The 25106-nt window shown below is 62.4% G+C and carries 23 protein-coding genes and 1 riboswitch; of the genes, 9 read left to right on the forward strand and 14 right to left on the reverse strand.

Annotation, left to right across the window (positions count from 1 at the left end; genetic code table 11):
• Nucleotides 1-77: 77 nt before the first annotated feature.
• From G6N78_RS19930 to G6N78_RS19945, 4 genes are all read left to right on the forward strand, one after another.
• Nucleotides 78-818 (forward strand): response regulator transcription factor, encoded by a 741-nt coding sequence (locus G6N78_RS19930; RefSeq protein WP_165222970.1) that lies wholly within the window; start codon nucleotides 78-80, stop codon nucleotides 816-818.
• Nucleotides 815-2920: a sensor histidine kinase gene (locus G6N78_RS19935; RefSeq protein WP_165222973.1), complete on the forward strand. Its 2106-nt coding sequence runs from the start codon at nucleotides 815-817 to the stop codon at nucleotides 2918-2920. The genes G6N78_RS19930 and G6N78_RS19935 overlap by 4 nt, the downstream gene beginning before the upstream one ends.
• Before the next feature lie 194 nt (nucleotides 2921-3114).
• The gene (locus G6N78_RS19940; RefSeq protein ID WP_165222976.1) at nucleotides 3115-4182 is read left to right on the forward strand and encodes an LLM class flavin-dependent oxidoreductase; all 1068 of its coding nucleotides are present in this window, start codon (nucleotides 3115-3117) and stop codon (nucleotides 4180-4182) included.
• A gap of 98 nt (nucleotides 4183-4280) precedes the next feature.
• Entirely contained in the window at nucleotides 4281-4844 is a 564-nt protein-coding gene (locus G6N78_RS19945; protein ID WP_234906054.1) for a gluconokinase, read from the forward strand.
• On the opposite strand, the gene G6N78_RS19950 is transcribed toward G6N78_RS19945, so the two are convergent.
• The gene (locus tag G6N78_RS19950; RefSeq protein ID WP_165225269.1) at nucleotides 4828-5808 is read right to left on the reverse strand and encodes a DctP family TRAP transporter solute-binding subunit; all 981 of its coding nucleotides are present in this window, start codon (nucleotides 5806-5808) and stop codon (nucleotides 4828-4830) included. The two genes, G6N78_RS19945 and G6N78_RS19950, sit on opposite strands and share 17 nt — an antisense overlap.
• 103 nt (nucleotides 5809-5911) lie before the next feature.
• Nucleotides 5912-7363, reverse strand: a complete 1452-nt coding sequence (locus tag G6N78_RS19955) for an aminotransferase class V-fold PLP-dependent enzyme (RefSeq protein ID WP_165222978.1) — start codon at nucleotides 7361-7363, stop codon at nucleotides 5912-5914.
• 101 nt (nucleotides 7364-7464) lie between these two features.
• Between G6N78_RS19955 and G6N78_RS19960 the strand changes: the two genes are divergently transcribed.
• Together G6N78_RS19960 and G6N78_RS19965 are read left to right on the forward strand one after the other, a co-directional pair.
• Entirely contained in the window at nucleotides 7465-7944 is a 480-nt protein-coding gene (locus G6N78_RS19960; protein ID WP_165222980.1) for an Lrp/AsnC family transcriptional regulator, read from the forward strand.
• Between the two features lie 97 nt (nucleotides 7945-8041).
• On the forward strand, nucleotides 8042-8428 hold the full coding sequence (locus tag G6N78_RS19965; RefSeq protein WP_165222982.1) for an acyl-CoA thioesterase: 387 nt from the start codon (nucleotides 8042-8044) through the stop codon (nucleotides 8426-8428).
• Between the two features lie 27 nt (nucleotides 8429-8455).
• Here G6N78_RS19965 and atzF read toward each other — a convergent pair whose 3' ends face one another.
• The 7 genes from atzF to G6N78_RS20000 are packed head-to-tail and all read right to left on the reverse strand — an operon-like array spanning nucleotide 8456 to nucleotide 18282.
• Nucleotides 8456-10255: an allophanate hydrolase gene (gene atzF / locus G6N78_RS19970; RefSeq protein WP_165222984.1), complete on the reverse strand. Its 1800-nt coding sequence runs from the start codon at nucleotides 10253-10255 to the stop codon at nucleotides 8456-8458.
• Nucleotides 10256-14014 carry a 5-oxoprolinase/urea amidolyase family protein gene (locus G6N78_RS19975; protein WP_165222986.1) on the reverse strand — a complete coding sequence of 1253 codons (3759 nt, stop codon included), beginning with the start codon at nucleotides 14012-14014 and terminating at the stop codon, nucleotides 10256-10258.
• Complete coding sequence (locus tag G6N78_RS19980) at nucleotides 14014-14667, reverse strand: urea amidolyase associated protein UAAP2 (protein WP_165222988.1); 654 nt, start codon at nucleotides 14665-14667, stop codon at nucleotides 14014-14016. Before G6N78_RS19980 ends, G6N78_RS19975 begins: the two co-directional genes overlap by 1 nt.
• 14 nt (nucleotides 14668-14681) lie before the next feature.
• On the reverse strand, nucleotides 14682-15512 hold the full coding sequence (locus tag G6N78_RS19985; RefSeq protein ID WP_165225270.1) for an urea amidolyase associated protein UAAP1: 831 nt from the start codon (nucleotides 15510-15512) through the stop codon (nucleotides 14682-14684).
• Nucleotides 15513-15547: 35 nt separating this feature from the next.
• Nucleotides 15548-16336, reverse strand: a complete 789-nt coding sequence (locus G6N78_RS19990) for an ABC transporter ATP-binding protein (protein ID WP_165222990.1) — start codon at nucleotides 16334-16336, stop codon at nucleotides 15548-15550.
• Nucleotides 16333-17151, reverse strand: a complete 819-nt coding sequence (locus G6N78_RS19995) for an ABC transporter permease (RefSeq protein ID WP_165222992.1) — start codon at nucleotides 17149-17151, stop codon at nucleotides 16333-16335. Before G6N78_RS19995 ends, G6N78_RS19990 begins: the two co-directional genes overlap by 4 nt.
• A gap of 60 nt (nucleotides 17152-17211) precedes the next feature.
• Complete coding sequence (locus G6N78_RS20000) at nucleotides 17212-18282, reverse strand: putative urea ABC transporter substrate-binding protein (RefSeq protein WP_165222994.1); 1071 nt, start codon at nucleotides 18280-18282, stop codon at nucleotides 17212-17214.
• A 77-nt stretch (nucleotides 18283-18359) separates the two neighbouring features.
• Nucleotides 18360-18466: riboswitch (guanidine-I (ykkC/yxkD leader) on the reverse strand.
• A gap of 281 nt (nucleotides 18467-18747) precedes the next feature.
• On the opposite strand from G6N78_RS20000, the gene G6N78_RS20005 reads away from it, so the two are divergent.
• On the forward strand, nucleotides 18748-19521 hold the full coding sequence (locus G6N78_RS20005) for a DUF1194 domain-containing protein (protein ID WP_165222996.1): 774 nt from the start codon (nucleotides 18748-18750) through the stop codon (nucleotides 19519-19521).
• A 5-nt stretch (nucleotides 19522-19526) separates the two neighbouring features.
• Here G6N78_RS20005 and G6N78_RS20010 read toward each other — a convergent pair whose 3' ends face one another.
• The 5 genes from G6N78_RS20010 to G6N78_RS20030 all read right to left on the reverse strand — a co-directional run bounded on the left by G6N78_RS20010 (nucleotide 19527) and on the right by G6N78_RS20030 (nucleotide 21957).
• Complete coding sequence (locus G6N78_RS20010) at nucleotides 19527-20306, reverse strand: SDR family oxidoreductase (RefSeq protein ID WP_165222998.1); 780 nt, start codon at nucleotides 20304-20306, stop codon at nucleotides 19527-19529.
• 262 nt (nucleotides 20307-20568) lie between these two features.
• Nucleotides 20569-21069 carry an RES family NAD+ phosphorylase gene (locus G6N78_RS20015; protein WP_165223000.1) on the reverse strand — a complete coding sequence of 167 codons (501 nt, stop codon included), beginning with the start codon at nucleotides 21067-21069 and terminating at the stop codon, nucleotides 20569-20571.
• Nucleotides 21062-21433 (reverse strand): antitoxin Xre/MbcA/ParS toxin-binding domain-containing protein, encoded by a 372-nt coding sequence (locus G6N78_RS20020; protein WP_165223002.1) that lies wholly within the window; start codon nucleotides 21431-21433, stop codon nucleotides 21062-21064. Before G6N78_RS20020 ends, G6N78_RS20015 begins: the two co-directional genes overlap by 8 nt.
• Nucleotides 21434-21548: 115 nt before the next feature.
• Complete coding sequence (locus G6N78_RS20025; RefSeq protein ID WP_165223004.1) at nucleotides 21549-21761, reverse strand: hypothetical protein; 213 nt, start codon at nucleotides 21759-21761, stop codon at nucleotides 21549-21551.
• A 10-nt stretch (nucleotides 21762-21771) separates the two neighbouring features.
• Nucleotides 21772-21957 (reverse strand): hypothetical protein, encoded by a 186-nt coding sequence (locus G6N78_RS20030; protein WP_165223006.1) that lies wholly within the window; start codon nucleotides 21955-21957, stop codon nucleotides 21772-21774.
• Between the two features lie 113 nt (nucleotides 21958-22070).
• Here G6N78_RS20030 and G6N78_RS20035 point away from each other — a divergent pair, with 113 nt between their 5' ends.
• Nucleotides 22071-23744, forward strand: a complete 1674-nt coding sequence (locus G6N78_RS20035) for an alpha-glucosidase (protein WP_272955644.1) — start codon at nucleotides 22071-22073, stop codon at nucleotides 23742-23744.
• Nucleotides 23745-23980: 236 nt separating this feature from the next.
• Nucleotides 23981-25087: a BMP family ABC transporter substrate-binding protein gene (locus tag G6N78_RS20040; protein ID WP_165223007.1), complete on the forward strand. Its 1107-nt coding sequence runs from the start codon at nucleotides 23981-23983 to the stop codon at nucleotides 25085-25087.
• Nucleotides 25088-25106: the final 19 nt, after the last annotated feature.

Genomic DNA, 25106 nt, shown 5'->3' on the forward strand with positions numbered 1-25106 from the left:
GACGATCGCCGCTGTTACGAAGTAGTCTTTGGCGTTTTTCTCCGGTCCGGCTATGATGTCGGTGGGAGGACTGCAACGTGTTGAACCAGAAGGTGAAAATTCTGATCGTCGAGGACGATCCGGATATGGCGGAGCTTATCTGTGATCTTGTGGAGGCGGAAGGGTGGACCCCGGTGACGGCACCCTCAGCCGAAGCCGCGCAGACACGGCTGCAGCATGAAACCGTGCAACTGGTGCTCGTCGATCATAATCTGCCGGGCCTCTCCGGTCGCGCCTTTGCCCAGCGGCTGAGAGCGCAGATGGATGTCGGCATCGTCATGGTGACGGCGGCGGGCAGCGCCACGGATCGGGTTCTGGGACTTGAAACGGCCGCGGACGATTATGTCGTCAAACCGTTCGAACCGGTCGAACTCACGGCAAGGATCAAGGCCGTGCTGCGCCGTACCCATCCCCAGCTGCGCCAGGAGCGGGAGATGGAGCGGGACCAGCCGTCGGCTTCGCTGAGGCTCGGCGAATGGGCGATCGATCTCGGTGGACGCCGCGCCCTGTGTCTGGCGGATCCGACAAAAACGCTGACGGCAGCCGAATTCGCCTTGCTGGAAATTCTGGCTGAAACCCCCAACATCCCCGTCAGCCGGGCGCAGATCCTCGATCGCATGGGCGCCGAGACGGACCGTTTCGTCGATAGGAACGTCGATGTGCTGGTTCTACGCCTCAGGCGCAAGATCGAACGCAACCCCGATCTGCCGCGCCATATCCAGACGCGGCGCGGCAAGGGCTATGTGCTGCACACGGATGAGGCCGGACCTTCACCTTGATCAATCGTGCCTACGTTTCGTCGATCGCCTTTCGATTGCCCTTTGCGATCACCTTCATCTGCGTATCCGTCCTGCTGCTGTCAGCCGTTGCCATATATGGTCTGCAAAAAGCCCGCAGCGAGATGTCGGCCTATACCGTGCAGGCGTTTTCCAGCCTCGCAAAGGCATCCCTCGTCTCCCGGCAGGTCTCCGACCTCGTCTCCAGCGCACCCTTCCTGATGAACGCCACCTCCCCTTACCGGGTGTCGAGCGAAAGCCGGGCTGTGGTTGCGCAGGTGGAGGCACTCCTCCAAACCATGTCACCGGATCAGTCTGGAACCGCAGTTCAGGCAGATGGTGCTCGCCGCATCATCGCCTTGCTCAAAAGCATCGAGGCCCAGACGCTTGCACTTGCCGGTAATGCGGATGCCGCGCAGGCGCACAAGGCAGAAGCGGCCGTCGCGCTCGGAGAGATTGCCACCGCCCGGACGATCCGCGATCAGGACCTGCGCCAGCGCTTGAATGGCATTGCCCAATCGGCATCGACCTCGGACAGTCTCTTCCAGCTGGGGGAACTCCAGCGCCGCTTCGTGGCCGAAACCTCAACACCCTTGCTGGCGGCCAGTGCCGATCCGGATGCGAGGGCCGACCAACTCGACCCCTATCGGCGGATTTTCGAGGCGCAGACACGTTACCTCCTGGAAATGTTCACGATACGGGCCTCGGTCTCGCGCCTGCATACGGTGTCGCGCGATCTCTCGCACGCAACGGAAACCCAGAGCGAGCTGGTCGCCCGCGCGCTGAACCAGAACCTTGAATCGACATCGAGTGCGCTGCGCCAACTGCTCGTCATGATCGTGCTCGCCTCCTTCGCGGTGGTCATCCTGGCGATCCTCTCGATCCGCTCGGTCATGCGCGTGTCGCACGGGATCGGCGATCTCTCGCGCGGCATGAATGCGCTGGCGCGCGGTGAGGAGAATGTCGGACCACCCGTGTATGCCGGGACGGAAACGGAGCTGATCCGGTTGCTGGATGCCTTTCGAGCGTTCAAGGAAAGCGTGGACCGCGTCTCCCGGCTGAGGCGCACCGCGGAAGCGGCTGCCCGCACGATCCGCTCGACGTTCCGCACGATGAACGAAGGCATTGCCCTCTTCGATGCTGCGGGCCACCCGATCACGATGAACCGCCGCATCATCGAATTGCTGCGACAGACGGGATCTTCCCGAAAAATGCCGCTGCGGCGCTTCGTCGGAACGATCCCCGAAATCGATCCGATGCTGATGCCGACGGACAGCGAAACCGGCGCGCTCGTCCAGCGACGGGTTCTCCGGCATCGCTTTCCCGACGAACAGGTGGTGGAGATCTCGGCGTCGCGGCAGCCCGACGGAGGTGTCGTGCTGCTTGCCCGTGACGTCACCGCGATGGATCGGCAGGAAATGGAAGCCGCCCGCGCTCAGCGGCTCGATGTGGTCATGCGCATGACGCACCAGGTGAGCCATGAAGTGGGCAACATGATCGGCATCATCACCGGCAGTCTTGGGCTTCTCGAGCGCGAGCCGGGCTTCACCGAGCGGCAAAAGCGCCATCTGGGGCGCATCCGAAAGGCCGCCGAACGGGGACGGGCACTCGCCGCAAGCATGCTGTCGGTCGGCAGCCAGCAGCAGATCCGACCGGCCCCGATCGATATCGCCGGCATTCTGAACGGAATGGCGGATGTTCTCGAAATGGCGATCGGGACGCGCAACCGGCTGGAACTCGATCTTGCCGCAGACCTGCCGACCGTCAGTCTCGATCCCGCTCTTCTGGAACAATCCATCCTGAATTTGTGTCTGAATGCCTCCGCCGCCATGCCGGGTGGCGGGCTGATCCGGCTGGAGGCTCAGGCAGACATGGGGATGCTGGTCATCGCTGTCATCGACGAGGGCGTCGGGATGTCGCCAGAGGTGCTCGACCAGGCGTTGGAGCCCTACTTCACCACCCGCTCAAAAACCGGCGGCTCCGGCCTGGGGCTGGCAATGGTCTACGGTTTCGTGCGCCAGTCCGGGGGCGATGTCCGGATTGTGTCACGCCTTGGAGAGGGCACACGTGTCGCCTTGCATTTTCCGCTCCTCGACAGTCTCTAGGCACCGGCAAACCCGATGGATGCCGATCGCCTCAAGCTATCCGCTCGCCTTGAGCGACCAGTCCACCTCGCTGCAGGTTAGCAACCGGACGAAAAAACCATCTCCCATCGCGCCACCCGCCGCACATCCGTTTCTTCCGCAGCTCTTGTCAGGCTGTTAGCAACTTCGCATAAAGACGTTGGAGGAGACACCTGATGACATTGCCCTGCGAAGTGGCGTGGTTTTCCGCGCTCTGTGATGACGACTACGAGTTTCTCGGCGTTCCGGACGCAAAGCTGCTTTCCAGCTTCGAGCATTGCCGCGATATCGTCCTGCAGGCGGAAAGCAGCGGCTTTGACAACATCCTGCTGCCCTCCGGTTATGCACTTGGCATCGACACGACCGCGTTTGCCTCAGCAATTGCGGCCATGACACGCCGCATCCGGCTGCTGATGGCTCTTCGGATGGGCGAGGCCTGGCCGCCGCAACTGGCGCGGCAGATTGCAACGATCGACCAGATGTCGGGCGGTCGCCTCGCCGTCAACATCATCTCCAGCGACCTGCCGGGAGAGAGCCTTGCCAGCAAGCCGCGCTATCAGCGCACCATCGAAGCCATGGCGATCCTCAGGGCCTTGTTGAACGGCGAGAGCGTCGATCACCAGGGTACGTTCTGGACGTTCAAGGTGGACCCTCCGCGCATCAGAACCGTCAGCGGCCGTTGCCCACCTTTCTATTTCGGCGGCCTGTCGGAGGATGCCCGGGACGCCGCCGCCGAAGGGGCGGACGTTTACCTCATGTGGCCGGACACCCTGCCGGCGGTTCGTGACATCATGGCGGACCTTACGGCACGCGCAGCAAAACGTGGCCGCTCGCTGCGGTTCGGGTACCGCGTGCACGTGGTGGTGCGCGATACGGAAGCGGAGGCGCGGGAGGCAGCCGACCGGCTTCTGTCCAAGCTCGACGATGCCGCCGGGGCAGCAATCCGGGCCAAATCGCTCGACAGCCAGTCCGTGGGCGTGCGCCGCCAGGCGGAACTGCGCGAATCGGCGGGGAATGAAGGCTATATCGAGGACAATCTGTGGACGGGGATCGGCCGCGCCCGCTCCGGCTGCGGGGCCGCCATCGTCGGCGATCCGGATCAGGTGCTGGCCAAACTGAACGCCTACCGTGCCGAAGGGATCGAGGCCTTCATCCTGTCCGGCTACCCGCATGCCCGCGAGGCCGATCTGTTTTCCCGATACGTACTGCCGAAGCTCGACCACGGCTTGCTGACCGGTTTCTGAGACGGTGCGGGATCTTTGATGGTCAGACCCGCAGTTGACCCTGTGGTCGCGTACCGCATATTGCAGGAACAGATCGCAGCAGGGAGAAGATCGCGCGCATGACATCTCACGACAGAAGGGCCGACAGTTCAGATTTGCCGCGGCGCATCGTCCTGATGGGCGTTGCCGGCTCCGGCAAATCGACGGTGGGCGAAGCATTGGCCAGCCAGACGGGCACGACCTACCGCGATGGCGACGACCTGCACCCTGAAGCCAACATCGCCAAGATGAGCAGGGGCGAACCTTTGACGGACGAGGATCGCTGGCCGTGGCTCACCCTGGTCGGCGAGGCACTGGCGAACGCGGAGACACCGCTCACCATCGGCTGCTCGGCGCTCAAACGCAGCTACCGCGATCACATCCGCGCAAAAGCCCGCGGGCCGGTTGTCTTTGTCCACCTTGCCGGGTCACGTGCTGTGATCGAAGGCCGCATGGGCGCGCGCACCGGGCATTTCATGCCGACCTCGCTGCTCGATAGCCAGTTCGCTACCCTGGAGCCGCCCGCTGCGGACGAGCACGCGGTGACCGTCGATATCGATCAACCCCTCGACACGCTGGTGGCGGAGATCATCGAGAAGTTGGGAGAACCGGCGCTCCGGGCCGACCTTACTGGGACGCGTTGAGGATCTGGTGAACCAGATCAGCGCCGCCGCTTGTCTTCAGAAAGCTGTCCCACACCGGACGCACCGCCTTCTGGAACGCGGCGACATCTACGTCGCGATTGATGACCATGCCCTTCTGCGCCAACAATGACAGGCCCTCCTCCTCCTGTGCCTTGCTCATCTGGCGCTGCCGATCGATCGCGGCGTGGGCGACCGCTTCCAGCATTTTTTGGTCCTCCGGCTTCAGCGCATCAAAGCTCTTGCGGCTCATCACGAGTGCGAGCGGTGAGTAGGCGTGCTGTGTCAAGGACAGATATTTCTGCACCTCGTTGAAGCGGTAGGAGAGAACGATGCCGAGCGGATGGTCCTGTGCATCGACCAGCCCCGCCTCCAGCGCCGCGTAAAGCTCGGTCACCGGGATCTGCTGCGTATGGGTGCCGAACAGGGTGAACATCTGGTTCAGCGGCACGGCGTTGTTGACACGCATTTGCAGTCCCTTGAGATCCTCCGGTCTCCGGATGGGCCCGCGATTGTTGGTGATGTTGCGATATCCATTTTCCGGATAACCAAGCACCTTGAGGCCGAAGGGCGCGAACTTCTCCGCGAGACTGTCGCCAATCGCACCATCCAGCACTCTGTAGGCGGCCTCCCGGTTAGGAAAGATGAAGGGGAGCTCGAACGCAGCCGCCTCCGGCACGAGCCGTGTGAAATTGTTCAGGCCGGAGATGATGATATCGATCACGCCGGTCTCTGCGCCTTCGATCATCTGCCCGTCATTGCCCAGCTGCCCCTGGGGGAAGATGTAGACGGAAATCTCCCCTTTCGATCTCGCCTCCACCTCCTGCTGGATGAAGAGGGAGAGGGTCTGCTGCAGGTCGCTCTCCGGCGCCGCATGCGCCAACTTCAGCTGGACCTGCGCCCTCGCGGGCGCCCAACCTGTTGCCAGCCCCAGGACCAGCAACACGACCACCTGCCACAGTCTCATCACGGACACCCCTCCCGGTCGGACAGACACAGAGGGAAGGATATCACAAAAGAAGAAACAGTCCTGCCTCACAATCGAAACAAGTTTGCGTATGGGCCTCTCCTCACGCGGCCTGCGGGAAGAAGATCGCCCGTGACGCATCGACGCCGTAGTGGCCGACATATTGAGGCGCATCCTGCGAGAGCTGGCTGACGCTTTCCAGGATGAACGCGACCTTTTCCGCCGAGAGAAGAACCGAGAGGTTGAGGCGGGTGAAGCCGGGCTTTTCCATCTCCTCACCGGCGAGGATCGCGGCGCGCAATCGTGCCGATTCCGCGTCGCTGATGCCGAGAAGCCGATGAACGTAAGGACCGGCGCAGGCGCAGCCGCCGCGCGCCTGGATGCCGAAACGGTCCGACAACATGCGGGTGACCAGTTGCTGATGGATGTAACCGCCTGCGCCGTCTCGCACCCGGAAGGAAAAGATGGGCAGCCGTGGCGCGGCGAGCGATCCCAGGAGTTCGAGGCGGGGGTGATGGCGCCACGCCTCAAAGGCCTGCCGCGTCAGCATCTGATTGCGTTCCGTCATCACCACGTCACCAATCGCCTCCTTCACCAGAAAGGCGAGCGCAGCGCGCACATCGCCCACCACGTTCGGCGTGCCGGCCTCTTCGCGCGCTTCGAGGCTTTCGGCATAGTCATGGCCCTGGGACGAGACATACCGGACCGTTCCGCCACCACTCCAGGTGGGAGTCTGTCGCGCCACGGCATCGCGCCGCACGATGAGCACGCCGGAGGCGCCGGGGCCACCGATGAACTTGTGCGGCGACACCACGATGGCGTCGATCCCGGCTCCGTCTCCCGGCAGCATGGTCATCGGCAGGTAAGGCCCGCCGCCGGCATAATCCCAGATCATCGTCGCACCGGCCTCCTTGACCAGCCGCGTCAGGGTTTTGACGTCAGACACGATACCCGTGACGTTGGAGGCTGCGGAGAAGGTGCAGATGATGTTGCGAAAACTCTTCGACTGAGCCAGAACCTCCGCCAGCTGCGCCTGATCCGGACCGCCATCCGCATCCTCGCGCAGTTCGATGATGTCTGCGCCACTCTCGCGCCAGGGCAGGATGTTCGAATGGTGCTCGTATGGCCCGATGATGACGCGGGTTCCGGGCGTGTTTGCCTCGAACAGGCTGACCAGACGGTTGATTCCGGCAGTGGCACCGGAGCCGCAGAAGATCACCGCATGCCGTTCATCCGCGCCACAGCAGCGGGCGATCGTGGCACGGGCTTCGCGGCGCAGGCGGGTCATCATGCCGCCGCAGAAGGACGCTTCCGTATGGCTGTTGGCATAATAGGGCAGAACCTTCTGCAGGATGAAGGTTTCCACCGGCGTCAACGCGCGACCGGAGGCCACATAATCGGCATAGACCAGCGGCTTTTCGCCAAACGGCCCATCGATCACGGCATCCTTGCCGATCAGACCCTCGGCGAGACTCTCCAGAACGTTGCTTCTCTTCAGACCGGCAGAAAATTCCGCCAGAAGCTGCGTCGTTGAACCGGTTGCCGTGCCTGCCATGGTCTTTGCCCCTCGTTTTTGATGGCTGGCGCAAGCATAGACATTGCCACGCAGTGATTTCATCGCCTATCTTTGCGAAATATCGGCAATTGGTGTGTCAAATGAACGATGAAATGGTTTCGGTTGACGCAATTGATAGACGCATCCTGACATTCCTCCAGCAGGACGGTTCGCTGTCGCAGCGCGAACTGGCCGACAAGGTGGGACTGTCGCAGAATGCCTGCTGGCGAAGGCTGCAGCGGCTGCAGGAAACAGGTGTGCTTGGGCATCTGCAGGCCAATGTCGATCTGGCGGCACTCGGGCTTGATCTCACTGTCTTCGTGATGATCCGCACCCGCCACCACTCCAAGGAGTGGGCCGAAAGCTTTCGCGCCCACGTGGAGAAAATCCCGGAAGTGGTGGATTTCTACCGGATCGGCGGCGACTGGGATTATCTGCTGAAGGTGGTGACGCGCGGCATGCGGGGGTATGACGCCTTTTACCAGAAACTCATCACCGGCTTCGACTTCTCCACCGTCACCGGCTTTTTTTCCATGGAGGCCCTGTTGCAGAACCGACCGACCGATCTGACGAGGTTATAGACCTGCGCAATGCGGCCATGCGGGATTGTTGCTTGCCGGCAAGCAAAAGGGGCGACATTTCATTGTGCAGCGCACCGTGAAGAAGGAAACGAATGGTATGAGCGAACACCTGGACGAACCGCAGGGCGATCTGACCCTTCGCACCCTGGCGATGCCGGCCGATGCCAACCCCGCCGGCGACATTTTTGGCGGCTGGGTCATGGCGCAGATGGACATTGCCGCCGGCATTGCCTCCTCCGAACGCGCGCGTGGGCGCACGGTCACCGCGGCGATGAAGGAGATGATCTTCCGACATCCGGTCAAGGTTGGCGATACGCTCTGCATCTACACGACCGTCACAAAAGTCGGCCGGACCTCGATGACGCTCTCCGTCGAGTGCTGGGTCCGCCGGCAGTTCTCCCAGGCCCGCCAGAAAGTGACGGAAGCCATTTTCGTGATGGTGGCGCTGGATGCCGACGGCAAACCGCGTGCGGTGGATGGCTGAGGCTGGCGACAGGGCCAGCGGCCCCCTTCATTTGCGCGTAGCGATATAGGCGCGCCAGCCGCCGAGCTCCGTAATCTCCTGCGCGCCCTGAAGCGCGTATGGCTCGCAGAGGAAGCCGGAGACCTCGGCACCGTCGTCCAGCGTCACCTTGCCGATGCCGAGCGGTGCCGGGATGTTCTGCACGAAACGGCCGAAGGCGGCGGGCGTCACCGTCCACACCTCGACCTCCAGTCCCTGGCCGTTAAAGCCCGGCTCGCGGATCAGGCCGGGCTTCGGCGGCGTGGTGTTGGGCAGGACGTAAAGCCGGTAATCGCCCGCCGTGCGGCAGGTCTTCACCAGTTTGCCGCCGGGGCCTGTCAGTTCGTGGTTCAGCGGCATGCCGGTGAGATGCGCGCCGACGACCATGATGGTGACGAGGCCGTCATCGGGTTCGGTCACTTTCGAGGCTTCCGGCAAGGCGGCGGCCCTGTCCTTGCCCATGCCGGAGGCGCAAGCGCGGTGCATCGCATCGGCAAACGGTGCCAGCGCATCGTCGGAGAAGGAGGGACCGAAGAAGGTCACGCCATTCGGAAAGCCATCGGAACCGAAGCCGCCGGGCACGGCAATCGCGGCGTAACCGAACAGGTTGGCGAAGTTGGTATAACGGCCGAAATGGCTGTTCTTGACGATCGGGTCCGCCAGCATCGCCTCCACCGTATAGGTGGTCGGCGACGTCGGCAGCATCAGCACGTCGAGGTTTTGCCACTCCGCGAGTGCCTTCTGGCGCAGATGGCCCAGTCGGTATTGCCCCTCGAAGGCGGCCACCGCATCATAGGCCTTTGCGCCTTCAATGATGGTGCGCACGGTCGGATCGAAGTCTTCAGCATTGGTTGCGATGAAATCCTTCACCGCCGCCAGACGCTCCGCCACCCAGGGACCGTTGTAGAGCAGTTCCGCCGCCTGCCGGAACGGCGCGTAATCAAACGGCACGATGGTGGCGCCCAGCGATTTCGCCCGTTCGATGGCGGCATCATAAAGCGCTTCGACCTCGGAATTGCCGAAGAACTTGCGTTCCGCTCCGTCCAGCACACCGATGCGCAGGCCCGTGCCCGGCAGGCGAACGGGCTCTGCCTTGCGGGAGTAGGGATCGGCGGCATCATACCCGTCCATGACCTTGCGGATCGTGACACCATCGCCGACGGTGGCGGCAAACACCGTCACCACATCCACGCTGCGGCAGGCGGGCACGACGCCGACATTCGGCACCAGGCCGGGTGTCGGCTTGATGCCGACGAGATTGTTGAAGGCCGCCGGAACGCGACCCGAGCCGGCGGTATCCGTGCCGAGTGCAAAACTGGCAAGGCCGGCCCCTACCGCGACGGCGGAACCGGAGGAGGAGCCACCCGAGACATGGTCCCTGTTGAACACGGAGCGCGGCGCGCCATAGGGCGAGCGCGTGCCATTGAGGCCGGTGGCGAACTGGTCGAGGTTCGTCTTGCCGATGACGATGGCACCCGCAGCCTTCAGCCGCGCGACGACGGTTGCGTCTTTCTCCGGTTGATAGGCAAAGGCCGGGCAGGCGGCTGTCGTCGGCAGGCCCGCCACGTCGATATTGTCCTTGACCGCGAAGGGAACGCCCCAGAGCGGCAGACTGTTCGGCTCCGGCGCGCGCTGCATCAAGGCCGCGGCTGCCGCACGCAGATCATCGTCCGGCGTCTGCGTGATGAAGATGGCCGGATCGTCCGAGGCCTTGCGACGGGTGATCACCTCGTCCACCAGATCGAGCGGGGTGAGGCCGCCCGCATAGGCTGCCTTGAGCGAGGCAAGATCAAGGATAACAGGCAGCATTCACACATCCTCCAGAACGACCAGAACATCGCCGGCCTTGACATTACGACCCGGCCCCGCCCGCAGGGCCCGGACACGTCCGGGTGAATGGGCGGTGACGGTGATTTCCATTTTCATCGATTCGATGATGGCGAGCGTGTCACCAGCATCGACGCGTTGACCCTCTTCGACCAGCAGTTTCCAGACATTGCCGGGCACGGCGCTTTCCACGCCGAAGCATCCTTGGGGGATGTCGCCGGCAAGACCGGGTCCAGTGCCCTCATCCACCTGGAAACTGTCGAGACCCTGCTCCTTCCAGCGCTGGCGCTCCGCCTCGAAGGCTGCCTGCTGGCCCTGCTTGAAGGCCGAGATGCTGGCGGCATTTTGCGTCATCTCGGCCTCGTAATCCGCATAGGAGAAGGTCCCCTCCTCAATGCGGACAGGGTAGCCGCCATGCGGGAAGGCGGCGCGTGCCTCTGTCAGTTCCTCGTGGCTCACGGGGAAGAAACGAATCTGGTCGAAGAAGTCGAGCAGCCAGGGCTTCCCCTTCCCGAACACCGGCGTCTGCCGCCAGGTATTCCACACCTGGATGGTGCGGCCGAAGAGCTGGTAACCGCCCGGCCCTTCCATGCCGTAGATGCACATATAGGCGCCGCCGATGCCGACGGCGTTTTCCGGCGTCCAGGTGCGGGCCGGATTGTACTTGGTCGTCACCAGACGATGGCGCGGATCAAGCGGCGTGGCGACCGGCGCGCCGAGATAGACATCGCCGAGCCCCATGACAAGATAGGAGGCATCGAAGATCGTGTCCTTTACGGCCTGTTCATCCTTAAGACCATTGATGCGACGGATGAACTCGATATTCGACGGGCACCAAGGGGCGTTCGGTCGTACCAGTTCCTGGTACTTGCGCATGGCAAGCTCGGCCTGCGGATCGTTCCACGACAACGGCAGCCAGACGGTGCGGCTCGGCACCTTCACCTCGGAGACCGGCGGCAGGCTGTTTTCGATCTCGGCCAACAGCCCCAGCAGCGTGGTCAGTGACAGCGCCGTGCTGTCGTAATGGATCTGCAGCGAGCGGATACCCGGTGTCAGGTCGATCAGCCCCGGCAGTTTCGCCGCCTTCACCGCCTGCATCAGCAGGTGAACCCGCATGCGGATGCCGATGTCGAGCTGCATCGGGCCGTATTCGATGAGCAGATTGTCATCGCCTTGGCGACGATAGACCACGGGGATGGGGCCGGTGTCGTTGACGGTGAGGATGGGGGAACCGAAGGCGGAGAGCTGAGTCACACCCCCCTCTGTCCTGCCGGACATCTCCCCCACAAGGGGGGAGATAGGCAGAGCGGCACCCTCAGCACCCCCACGGGAGGTCTGCGAGTAGCCTTCATGCTCGGCAGAAGATTGGGGCGAGACGGCAGCATCCCCGATCTCCCCCCTCGTGGGGGAGATGTCCGGCAGGACAGAGGGGGGCGCCAAGCGTGCTGCGCTTTCCCCTGAGGGTGCCACAGGCACCACACCGGCGGCCAAACCCTCATCCTCCTCGCGCCCTACCGGAAAAAACCGAATTTTATCGCCCGGCTTGAATTGGCCCATCTTCCACTGCTCATCGCGCGCGATGACCGCCGGGCAGACGAATCCGCCGAGGCTCGGACCGTCAGGCCCGAGAATGATCGGCATGTCGCCGGTGAAATCGATCGCGCCGATCGCATAGGCATTGTCATGCAGGTTGGAGGGGTGCAGCCCCGCCTCGCCGCCATCGGCACGCGCCCATTTCGGCGCAGGGCCGATCAGGCGGACACCGGTGCGCGCGGAGTTGAAATGCACCTCGTATTCGGTGGAAAACAGCGTCTCAATATCCTCCGGCAGGAAGAAATCCGGCGCACCGTGTGGACCATAGAGCACACCGACCGACCATTCCCGCGTCAGCTCTGCCGGCGCGTCGGCTGGTTTTACATCCACCTGGTTTCTGCGGGCCAGCCGCAGCACGTGCCCGGCGCGAAGCGTGCCGGTGGCATTGCCGCCGAACTGGCCGAGGCCAAAGGTGGCGCGGGACCCCATCACCACCGGCGCATCAAAGCCACCGGAGACGGCGAGGTAGGCCCGCTGTCCGAAGCCGGTGATCGCGCCGATGGTAAGCGTCTGGCCCGCCTTGACCTCAACCGCCTGATCGTGGGGCAGATCGACACCGTCGAGCTTCATCGGCATCACCGCCCCGGCCAGCGCGACCGTGACATCGGAAAAGAATTTCAGCACCGGACCCGACACCGTCAATTCCAGCGCTGCCGTATGATCGTGATTGCCGACGAGGCGATTGGCGTGGGCAAAGGAGCGTTCGTCCATCGGCCCCGATGGCGGCACGCCGACATGCCAGAGACCGAGGCGACCCGGAAGTTCCTGCAGGCTGGATTGCGCACCGGGCGCAATAACGTCCACCACATCGGGCATGAACTCGAAGTCCTTCAGCGCCGTGGTCGCCACGTCACCGCTTTGGAAGAGATCGGAGGCGGCAATGGCCTTCAGATAGTCGAGATTGGTCTCAATGCCGCAAAGCGAGGTTTTGTCGAGCGCGGTCGACAGGGCCGCAATGGCACTCGCACGATCCGGCCCGGCAACGATCACCTTGGCCAGCATGGGATCATAGAAGGGCGTGACCTCCGTGCCCGTTTCCACCCAGCCATCAATGCGGGCATCTTCCGGAAACACCACTTCCGTCAAAAGGCCGGCACTGGGGCGAAAACCGGCATGCGGCATTTCCGCATAGACGCGCGCCTCGATCGCAGCCCCCTTCGGCACAAGGTTTTCCTTGCCCGTCAGCACGTCTTCGCCGGCGGCTTGGGCGATCATCCATTCGACCAGATCGACACCGAAGACGGCTTCCGTAACGGGATGCTCCACCTGCAGCCGGGTATTCACCTCCAGGAAGTAGAATTCCTCCCGCGCCGGATCATAGATGAATTCGACGGTTCCGGCCGAGGCATAGGACACCTGCCGCCCAAGTGACACGGCCGCGGCGTGCAGGCGCTGGCGAACGGCATCGGACAAACCGGGCGCCGGCGTTTCCTCGATCACCTTCTGGTTCCGACGCTGCAGCGAGCAGTCGCGTTCGCCAAGCGCGATGACCCGGCCCTTGCCATCGCCGAAAATCTGCACTTCCACGTGACGCGCCTTGGAGACGAAGCGCTCCAGATAGACGCGGGCATCGCCAAAACTGGATTTTGCCGTGCGCTGCACGCTGTCGAAAGCGGCGGCGAGCGCGTCCGGTGTATCGCAAAGCTGCATGCCGATCCCACCGCCGCCGGCGGTGGATTTCAGCATCACAGGGTAGCCGATTTCTTCGGCTGCAGTGAGCGCATCCTCGCGGCTGTCGAGCAGGCCGGAGCCGGGCAGCAGCGGCACACCGCTCGCCTTCGCCAGTTCGCGGGCGGTATGCTTGAGACCGAAGGCGGAAATATCGTCCGGCGTCGGGCCGATGAAGGTGATGCCTTCCGCCTTCAGCCGTTCGGCAAAGCCGATGTTTTCCGACAGGAAACCGTAACCCGGATGCACGGCGTCCGCGCCCGTCTGCCGGCAGGCGGCAATCACCGCGTCGACGTTCAGGTAGCTTTTGCTGGCGGGTGCGGGTCCGAGGCGGACGGCCTCGTCCGCCATCAGCACCGCCTTCGAAAACCGGTCGGCATCGGAATAGACCGCGACGCTCGCGATCCCCATCTTCTGGAGCGTCTTGATGACGCGCACGGCGATTTCGCCGCGATTGGCAATCAGGACTTTGTTGAACATCAGGCGGCCTCGCCATCCCAGACCAGCACGCGAATGGGCGTGGGATCGAAGCCGTTGCAGGGATTGTTGATCTGCGGGCAATTGGAGATGACGAGCAGCACGTCCATCTCCGCTGTCAGTTCCACATAATCGCCGGGCGCGGAAATGCCATCGACGATGGTCATCTCGCCGGAGGGTTCGATCGGCACGTTCATGAAGAAGTTGATGTTCGGCACCACATCGCGCTTGCTCATACCGTGCTTGGAAACCTCGATGACAAAATTGTCGCGGCAGGCATGCAGGTATTTCGTGTAGTGGCCGAAGCGGACGGTGTTGCTCTCGCAGGAGCAGGCACCCGCGGAGGTATCGTGCCGCCCGCAGCTGTCGGCCGTCACCGTCAACATTACGCGGCCTTCATTGGAGATGACCTTGGTGCCGGTGGAGATGTAGGCCGCGCCCTGCTCGCGCATCGTATCCTGGCTGGAATAACGTTCGGAGAAATCATCCGCATTGTAGAACAGCGTATCGACCGCCTGCTGGCCATAGCTGTCCTCAATGCGCACGACCTGCCCCTTCTTGATGACGGTCGAGAACGGCGCTTCCGCTGCGATATGGTGATCCCGCACGGCATTGGAGAGCGTGCGGGCGGGAGAGGTCTGGATAAAACTGGTCATGGTCGCCTCTCCTCTCACTGGGCCGCAAATGCGTTGTTTTCGAAGCCGCGAACGGCTTCGGCGGTTGCGGTTCGGCACAGATCATCGACCGCCGGTTCCGCCGCTGCGATGCGGGTGATGATGACTGGATTGGGTGCGTAGACCGGGTTCGGGTCGAGCGGATGCGGGCAATTGGAGAAGCCGACGATCATGTCCATCTCGGCGCGCAGGTCCACATAGTCGCCATCGCTCACAAGCTCCGGCTTCCACTGGAATTTGCCCTCGGCATCGACGCGCACGGGCGCAAACAGGGCGAGTGCCGCCGGAATGTCGCGCTTGTCGAGACCGGCCTTCGTCGCGACCAGGACGAGATTGTCGCGGGTGTTGCGGAGGGCCGGACCGTTGGCTCCGGCATATTTTCTGGCGTTGGAGGACGCCGTCGAGCCGCCCATCAGCACGTCATGCGCGCCGCAACTGTCCTCGCTGATCGAGAACATCACCTTGCCCATGTCGGAAAAGATCACCCGGCCTTTGCCGAGACCGGTGGTCCACTGCACCTTCACCGTATCCGGCAGGTTCATGCGCTCGCTCGGGTCTGCCGCATTCCAGGCGACGACCGAGACGGTGGAAAAGCCTTCGTCGAGCGCAATGCGCAACACCTCGTTCGCCTTCACCCGCGTCCACCAGTACCAGCCGCCCGGCAGCTTTTCCTGATGCACGATCTGTTCGGCGGCAAGGGCAGGCGCAGGCTTGCCGCTTTTGCCCGGCAGCGCCTTCGGCGCAAAATCCAGCCCCTTTTTCTGATGCTCCTCGTAGCGCGCGCGGTTGGCGGCGATCTCTTCCGGTGAACGTCGAATATGCATGATGATCTCCAGTGGTTCCGTATGCCGGGCCGTCCCGGCTATTGACCCTTTGAAGAGACCGGGCCGTCCCGGTCGGGGCGAAAAATGGAGGGCACGCCCGCCTGCCGCGGCGGCCAGATGGCGATATCCCGGGTAATGGTCGCGCCGTAGCGCAGCTTCTCTTCGGGTCGGTCGCGCGGCCGCTCAAACGCAACGACGCGTGTGCCAAGCGTGAAGGCCTCGCGCATGTCATGCGTGACCATGACCACGGTCATCGGCGCCTCGTGCCAGAGCTTTTTCATCAGCACATGGATTTCGCCGCGGATGCCGGGATCGAGCGCCCCGAAGGGTTCATCGAGCAGCAGCACCTTCGGGCGCATGATCAAGGCCTGGGCGAGCGCCAGACGCTGCTGCATGCCGCCGGAAAGCTGCGCCGGGTATTTGTTTTCCGAGCCCATCAGCCCGACGGCGGCGATCATCGCGCGCGCCTCTTCTTCCAGCGCGCGACGTGCAGAGCCGAACAGGCGGGCGGCGAGGCGCGAGGCCTGCAACTCCTTGCCGAACATCACATTGCCGAGCACCGTCAGATGCGGAAAGACGGAGTAACGCTGGAAGACGACGCCGCGCTCCGGCCCCGGCTCCTTCGGCAAAGGTTCACCATCCAGCAGGATCTCGCCCTTCGTCTGGATCTCCTGCCCGAGAAGCATGCGCAGGAAGGTGGACTTGCCGCAACCAGAGGGGCCGACAAGGGCGACGAAGGCTCGGGATTCGATCTCGATCGAGACGTTTTCCAGCACGATCTGCTCGCCATATTCCTTCCAGAGGTTTTTGATCGACAGCGCGCTCATTTGCCCTTCTCCAGTTCGGACCAGGGGAAGACGGCGATGCGCAGGCGATCGAGCAGGATATCGGTGACGACGGCGAGCAGCGTGATCCACAGCACGTACGGAAAGATCACGTCCATCGAGAGGTAGCGGCGGACGAGGAAGATGCGGTAGCCAAGCCCGCTATCCGAAGAGATGGCTTCGGCAGCAATGAGGAACAGCCAGGCCGGACCGAGTTGCAGGCGCAGCGTGGTGATGAGCCGCGGCAGGACCTGCGGCAGCACCACCCTGAGCGCGATCTGCCAGGAGGAGGCAGACAGGGTTTCCGCCTTCACGATCATTTCGCGCGGCAGCGAAATGGCGGTGAGCGCCAGATCGCGGATCATGATCGGCGTCACCCCGATGACGATCAACGCGATCTTCGAGGCCTCGCCCAAGCCCATGACGATGAACAGGATCGGCAGGAGGGCGAGCGGCGGGACCATGGAAATCGCCGCAACGAAGGGTGATAGAAACGCCCGGGCAAAGGGAAGGATACCGATGACGAGGCCGAGTAGCAGGGCAATGGCCGTGGCGATGCCCAGCCCCGCCGCCAGCCGCTGCAGGCTGGCCAGCGTATCGGACCAGAGGAGATACTCACCGGTGCGGACATCCGCGACGAAAGCCATGCGGCTGATGGCTTCGCCCAGCGCGCCAAGCCCCGGCAAAAGCTTGTCATTCGGATTGTCCGCCAGCCGTTCGGCAGAGCCGATCATGTAGGCGACGACCAGGAGAATGAAGGGAAGCAGAGCCAGAGCCAGCCGCGAGCCGTTTCCCGGATGTGAGTTGATCCAGCGCATGGGCGTCTTCTTGATCCTAAAGGGTGAAGGGGGCGGGCAGAACCTGCCCCGGACAGGTGATCAGAGAGCGCCGTCTGCGGCCGCCTTCATGTAGGTCGGCGAGAAGCGCAGCTTGATATTGCCCTTGTCGCCCAGCACCATTCCGTCCGGCATTTCGATGCCGATGACGTCGGCGGACGGCGCACCGCTGCCCAGCAGACCCTTGGCGAACAGGAAGCTTCGGACACTGTCCATCGTCTTTGCAAGGTTCGGCGAGGTGGTGAAGGCCAGTGCATCCGCTGGCTTGTCGAACAGCTTGGTCGCCGCCATCTGCGCCTCGAAACCGGCAAGATCGGTTCCGGATGCCGCCCCCATCGCCGTGCGGGCGGCCTTGCCTTCGGGCGTGTCGGCGGTCATCACCTTCATCGTGTCATACCAGATGCCGGCCAGCGCCTTGCCGAAATCCGGATTGTCCTTCAGCACATCGGTATTGGCGACCATCAGGTCGATGATCTCGCCGGGAATCTGCGAACTGTCGAAAACCTTCTTGGCCGTCTTGTCTTCCAGAATTGTGGAAACCAGCGGATTCCAAGTGACGACAGCGGTCACGTCCGGCGTCTTGTAGGCGGCGACCATGTCTGCGTCGGAGGTATTGACCACCTTCACGTCACGCTCGGAGGAGCCGATGCTTTCCAGCGCACGGGCGAGGAGGTAATGCGAGACGGAGAATTCGACGAGGTTGACGTTCTGACCCTTGATGTCGGCAAGCTTGTCCTTGTCCTTCAGGATGACCGCGTCATTGCCGTTGGAAAAATCGCCGACGATCACGGCAGTGGTATCGACGCCGCCGGCGGCCGGGATCGACAGGCCGTCCATGTTGGTGAGCGTCACCGCATCGAAGGCGCCTGCCGTGTACTGGTTCATCGATTCCACGTAATCGTTGAACTGGGTGACCTCGATATTGAGACCGTACTTGTCCGCCCACTTCTTCACGATGCCCGTATCCTTGGCATAACCCCACGGCATCCAGCCCACATAGATGGACCAGGCCACCTTGAAGTCCTTCTTCGGCGCAGCGTCAGCCGTCATCGGTGCCGACAAGGCCAGCGCCGCGACGGAGAGGGTGGCGAAGAGTTTGGATATGGTCTGCATTGGAACTTCCCCTTCTTGAGCGTCTTCAGAAAGGGATCGGCATGGACCATCGTGCCGCCAATCCCTTGGCTTACGAGGTCTCCCGGGCTTTTATCCCGCCGTGCACCCGACAGGATGTCTCCCTGCCGGTAGCCGCTCTCGGACCAGTCACGCGTGCCGCGCCGGAACCCTAGCTGCTAACTCTGCAAAAGGTGATGCAAGGCGTATGCCAGACGCAACGAGCGGAAAAACGGCGGCATCCAGCAGAGCGAACGTTAATCTGTTGCACACAATAGGCGCCAATCTGCCTATTTATTTTGCAAATCGGAGAGTGTCCGTTTACGCGGCTGAACCAGGGCGACTTGCGCCCTCGGGTCCGTGCATCAGCCTTCACTAAAACGTGAAACGGGGCGCAGAACAAGCAATCGCTCTCCTGCGAAGCTGTGTTACAGTTTTCTAACGAAGACTGCTTGTGACGGGAATGCCATGCTTGCCACACTTGCAATGCTCGCAGGATTTGCCACGGGATCGGTGATCGCAGCCCTGCCCGACAATCAGGTTGACGTCGAACTCGTGCTCGCCGTCGATACGTCCCGCTCCATGGATTACGAGGAAGTGCGCATTCAGCGCGAAGGCTATGTGCAGGCCCTGCAACATGCCGATTTCCTCAATGCCGTTCGCGGCGGTTTGGTCGGCAAGATCGCCATCACCTATTTCGAATGGGCGGGAGAGGTGGATCCCACCTCCGTGCTCGACTGGCAGATCATCGAAACGGCAGACGATGCCCGCGCCTTTGCCGAAAAACTCGCAGCACGGCCGATCATGACGCAGCGGCGCACCTCGATTTCCGCCGCCATTGCCTACGGCACCGAAACCATCGTCGCCAATCGCTTTGATGGCATGCGCCGGGTAATCGACGTATCCGGCGACGGGCCGAACAATATCGGCCAGCCGGTCGAGCCGGTACGGGATGCAGCGCTGTCGGCGGGTATCATCATCAATGGTCTTGCCCTGATGCTGCGCCCGTCGGGCACCACGACGGGGCTAGACCGTTATTATGGCGATTGCGTCATCGGCGGCCCCGGCAGCTTCGTGCTCCCCGTCCACAACATTGAAGATTTCGCCACGGCCATTCGCCGCAAGCTGGTGCTGGAGGTGAGCGGGATCGAACCCGACGCCAAGGTGCGCCGTATTGCCGGCGCGCCGAAGGTGGATTGCATGATGGGCGAAATGCAGTGGCGGGAATTTCTCGACCGCTGAAGGCTCTACCGCAACAGGCCCTGTCCGCCATCGATATAGACGGGCGTTCCCGTGATATGCCGGGCGCGATCCGACGCCAGAAACAGCACCAGTTCCGCCACATCGGCTGCCTTGCCCGGCTTTCCATCACTGACCGGGATCTGCCCCTCAGGAAATTCGACCGGGATCTTCGTCTCCTCGACATGGCGGCGGTTGGTGTTGTCGCCGATCTGCGTTTCGATTTCTCCCGGGCAGACGGCATTCACCCGCACGTGGTGGCGCCCCAGTTCCAGCGCCAGTTGTTGCGTGATCGCCACCTGCGCCGCCTTGGTGGCGGAATAGGCGGTGGCGCCCGGTGAGGTGAAGGTGCGATTGCCGTTGATCGAAGATACGATGACGATCGCTCCGCCCTGCCTCTTCAGATACGGAACAGTCAAATGGAGCGTCAGATAGGTCCCGCGCAGATTGACCGCGATCGTCTTGTCGAATTCCTCGGGCTTCAGATCATCGATCGGCGCCCAGACGCCGTTGATGCCGGCATTGGCGACGACCACATCAAGACGCCCGAACTGTTCCAGCAACTGCTGCACGGCCCGGCGCATCGCGCTTTCGTCAGACACATCGGCGGTCAAGGCCACCGCCTCTCCGCCGGCGCTTCGGATCTCGTGCGCGGCCTCCTCGATTTCGTCAGCCGTGTGGCTGAGAAGCGCTACGCGCGCGCCTGCCTGTGCAAGGGCAACAGCGGCGGCCCGACCGATACCGGACCCTGCCCCGGTGACCAGCGCAACCTTGCCTTCGAACTCCATCCTCGTCTCCCGTGTCTTCGAACTGCCCCCGACGAACGGGAAAGGCCGGTGAATGTTCCGAGCTCTCGGCCTCTTCGGCCCCAAAGGATACGCAGCCCCTCCTCATGGCAATGGGACGAGCTTGCGGAATCTTCGCTTGCGGGGGACAGTTCGAACACCAGCGATACGCCGCTCCTTCGACGACGAGATCAATCCCTCTCGACATCATGACGGACATAGGAGCCTGTTCCGGCTTTGGCAGATCCAACCCCTCTGGGCGGCATCACGTCCAGGAAGTGGCATTGCGTGGCAAACGCCCTTCTGGATCGCTGACGGTCAGGCTGGGACCATCTTCGCCATTCCACTTCCACAGCGCCACGCAGGAGCCACCGCGCGACATGAAGGACGGATAAATCAGTCCGTGATAGTCCGCAGCCTGCAGCAAGGCCTGAAGGCGATGGGTCTCCGGCACCCGACCGGCCTCCATATCGGCGCGCCATGCGCAATCATGAATGGAAGCATCAGCACCGAAGCCCGCAAGAAACGCAGTGTCTGTCAGGTCTGCCAGATGTGCATTGGCCAGATGCAGTTGCGCAATCAGGGCAGGATGCTGAACGAAACCCTGGTTGTATTCCGCCCAGGCTGTCGAAAGCTCGCGCGCGGCATAGATGGTAGGCAGACCAACCGGGTTCCAACGCCCTCCGAAGCGGGCAGCCCCCTCTCCCGACAACGGCCGGTGTGACCAGCGTGGGACATAGGCCCGCCAAAGTATCAGGTCAGGCATAAACGCCCGACCGGACAGCTTCCAGATACGACAGAACCTGATCTGACTTCCCCTCGCCCACCAGATCATACGCGGTCTTGCCGGCCCAGCCGGGGATCGGCTGGTGCTTGAACCAGAGCGCGGCGCGTTGTTCATCTCCCGCCATGTCGGTGACCATGGCTAGAACGCGCACCAACGGACCTAGCGCCTGGTCCACCTTGCGCAGGCTTGCCGGTGCATTCAATGTATTGCGCGCAACGCCGATCAGCCGCGCAAGCTCCGTTTGTGTAAGACCAAGGAGCTCCGAAACACGGCGAGGCGACAGATGTGCCGTCTGCGGCTCACGGAAAGCCATCACGCTCATATCCAAGCCGGTCGATCCCATAGACCATATCCTGCGCAATATTTGACTTTATCTCGCTCAATATAAGCGCAAATTCCGTCAAAACAAAGCGGACGCAGCGCTGTTTCAAAGCGCCGCGTCCTGCTCATTGTCTTTGTCAATGCGCCGGATGCGATCCGCCGCCCTTGCGGGAGGGATCATGATCGTGATGCCGGTCCTGTTCTCCGCCACCACCGGAGACCTGCGATCGGCTTCGGCTATCGGAGTTTGCCTCGCCTTTGCGCAGATCAAGCGGCGCCTTGGCATTCTGATCGGACGAACCGGGACCTCCCTGCCGGATGCTGGCGGGCGTCTTCTGCGATGTCGACATCAGCTCCTCCTTATCGGTCCTGCTGGTAACCTTGGTTGGTCGTATTCACGTGGATATTGCCCTGGCGGCCCTGCTGGCTGAAGTTCTTCTCGGAGGGATCGACCGCACGCCCCTTTTCGAGAGGTGTATCGCCTTTCTCGCCGGTGCCCTTGTGGCTCAGATTGTCGTCGGGAACGGGTGGAAGTCGGCTGTTCATCACAAGCCTCCCTTCAATCTCGGTTGAACACAGGATTCCAACCGCAAACGGGGGGTGATGTTCCCCGCCGGCACCCTATGTCCTCGAAGAGAATGCGAAATCCAGGAGGATCGATGACCGAGCACGCCCGCCTCAATCCCGCCGTTACCATCACCCGCCAATGGTGGCATTCCTCCACGGTCTACCAGATCTATCCCCGCAGCTTTGCCGACAGCAATGGCGACGGGATCGGCGATATTCCCGGCATCATCTCCAAGCTCGACTACCTCGAAAAGCTCGGCATCGACCTGATCTGGCTATCGCCGATCTACGCCTCGCCGATGGATGATAACGGCTACGACATTTCCAACTACCAGGATATCGCCCCCGAATTCGGCACGCTCGACGATTTCTGGGAATTGCTTGCCAAGGCCAAGGAGCGCGGGATCGGTATCGTGCTCGATCTCGTCGTCAACCACACGTCTGACGAACACGACTGGTTTCTCCAGGCAAGAAAGGGTCGCAACAACCAGTTTCGAGACTTCTACATCTGGCGTGATCCGGGTCCGGACGGTGGCCCGCCGAACGACCTGCAATCCATTTTCGGGGGATCGGCCTGGGAACTCGATCCGTCGAGCGGGCAATACTACCTGCATCTCTTTTCGAGGCGCCAGCCGGACCTGAACTGGGAGAATGAAGGCGTCCGCCGCGCCGTCTACGACATGATGAACTGGTGGCTGGACCGCGGCATTGCCGGCTTTCGCATGGACGTGATCGACCTCATCGGCAAGCAACCGGACAAGCAGATCACCGCCGACGGGCCGCACCTGCACGACTACATCCAGGAAATGCACCGGGAAACGCTTCGCCATCGCGACGCGCTGACGGTCGGCGAGACGTGGAGTGTCACCCCGGATTCCGCGCTTCTCTATTCCGGTCGCGAGCGCCACGAACTGTCGATGGTCTTCCAGTTCGAACACGTGACGCAGCGCTGGGACGAGGTGTTTGGCAAATGGCGCTCGAAACCCTTCGATCTCGTGGCGCTGAAGGCCGTCTTCTCCAAGTGGCAGCAGGCGCTCGCCGAGGATGGGTGGAACTCGCTGTTCTGGGGCAATCACGACCTGCCCCGCGCCGTGTCCCGTTACGGCGAAGACGGGGAATTCCGCGTCCCCTCGGCCAAGACGCTGGCCACCGTGCTGCACATGATGCGGGGCACTCCCTATGTGTATCAGGGTGAGGAAATCGGCATGACGAATGCGTCCTTCACGTCGATTGAGCAGTACAAGGACATCGAGACGCTCAACATGCACCGCCTGCACCTCGCGGCGGGCCTTTCCCCGCAGGACTTTATTGCCGGCGCCCATATGAACAGCCGCGACAATGCCCGCACGCCCATGCCATGGACCGATGCGCCGCATGGCGGTTTTACCACCGGCACGCCGTGGATCGAGGCAAACGGCAATGTGGGCAGCATCAATGCCGCGGCAGCCGTGGACGACGATCAGTCTGTCTTCCATCACTACCGGAAACTTATCACGCTGAGAAAGACCCATGACGTCATCGTCTACGGCCGTTACCAATCCTATCTGGACCAGCATCCGGAGGTCTTTCTCTACACCCGCACGCTGGGCGGGGACCGTGTGACGGTGCTTGCGAACCTCTCCAAGGCTCCGGTCGTGGTGGAACTTCCCGGCGAGATAGTGACGGGAGGAGAAGCGCTGGTCTGGACGCACCAGCCCATCAGTAGCCTAGAGCAGACCGTTTCGCTGCGTCCCTGGGAATCCTTCTGCATACTCACGCGGACCTGACGGCGGAGGCCCAGAGGATGTCAGCGTGTATTGTATGCAATGGATGTTCCGATGCATAATTTTTAAACAAGAAAATGCAAATGCATAATTAGAAGGCTTATCGAGATCCTATACTCACGCTCTGGCCCCGGAAAACCTGCTGCTGCGCAGCGCTTTCTGGGAAAATGGGCGTGGCACGCCCTTTGCATTCTCTTCTGGCAAAGACCCATGAGGGGTCGAGAAAGAGGGGAGTGCCAATGTCCAAATTCGATCTGTCCCGCCGCTCGCTGCTGAAAGCCGGCCTTGCCGGCGTCGCTGCCAGCGCCCTGCCATACCATATCGCCCGCGCTCAAGGCGCCGTCACCGTCGGCATCGTCTATGTCGGCCCGCGCGACGATTTCGGCTGGAACCAGGCCCATGCGGTTGCCGCCAAGGCGCTGAAGGAAGTGTCCGGCGTCACTGTGATTGAAGAAGAGAACGTGCCGGAAACGGATGCCGTCGCCAAGTCGATGGAGTCCATGATCAACCTCGACGGCGCCAATCTCATCCTTGCCACCTCCTTCGGTTACTACAATCCCTTCGTCGTCGACATGGCGAAGAAGTATCCCAAGGTCGAATTCCGTCATGCGGCGCCGCTCTGGAGCAAGGACAAGGACCCAGCGAATGCCGGCTCCTATTTCCCGTATCTCAACCAGGCGCATTACGTGAACGGTGTCGCCGCCGGCCTCTCCTCCGCCTCCGGCAAGATCGGATTTGTGGCCGCAAAGCCCATTCCGTCCGTGCTCTCCAACATCAACTCCGTGTTGCTCGGCGCCCGTTCGGTGAAGCCGGATGCAACGGTGCGCGTCATCTTCACCGGCGACTGGTCGCTGCCGGTGCGCGAAGCCGAAGCCACCAACGCGCTGGTTGATGCCGGCTGCGATGTCATCACCTGCCATGTCGATAGCCCGAAGGTCGTCATCGAGACGGCGGAAGCCCGTGGCGTCAAAAGTCTTGGCCACAACGCCTCCCAGGCGCCGCTTGCGCCGAAGGGCTTCATTACCGGCGCGGAATACAAGTGGGAGACGATCTACAAGTCGTTTGCCGCCGATATTGCCGGCGCCAAGACGCTGCCGAACTTCCTCGTCGGCGGCTTCGACAAGGACATGCTGCGGTCAACCCCTTATGGCGCCGGTGCGACAGAGGAGGCCAAGAAGGCGGCGGATGCCGCACGCGCAGCGCTCGTCAAGGGCGAAGCCATCTACAAGGGCACGCTGAAGGACAACCAGGGCAAGGTCGTGGTCGACAAGACCTACGACAATTACGACCCCTATCTCGACGGCATGAACTGGCTGCTGGAGGGCGTGCAGGGCTCGATCACCTGATCCTTGAGAACCGGACGCG

This window comes from Allorhizobium pseudoryzae, assembly GCF_011046245.1.
Classification (GTDB): Bacteria; Pseudomonadota; Alphaproteobacteria; order Rhizobiales; family Rhizobiaceae; genus Neorhizobium; species Neorhizobium pseudoryzae.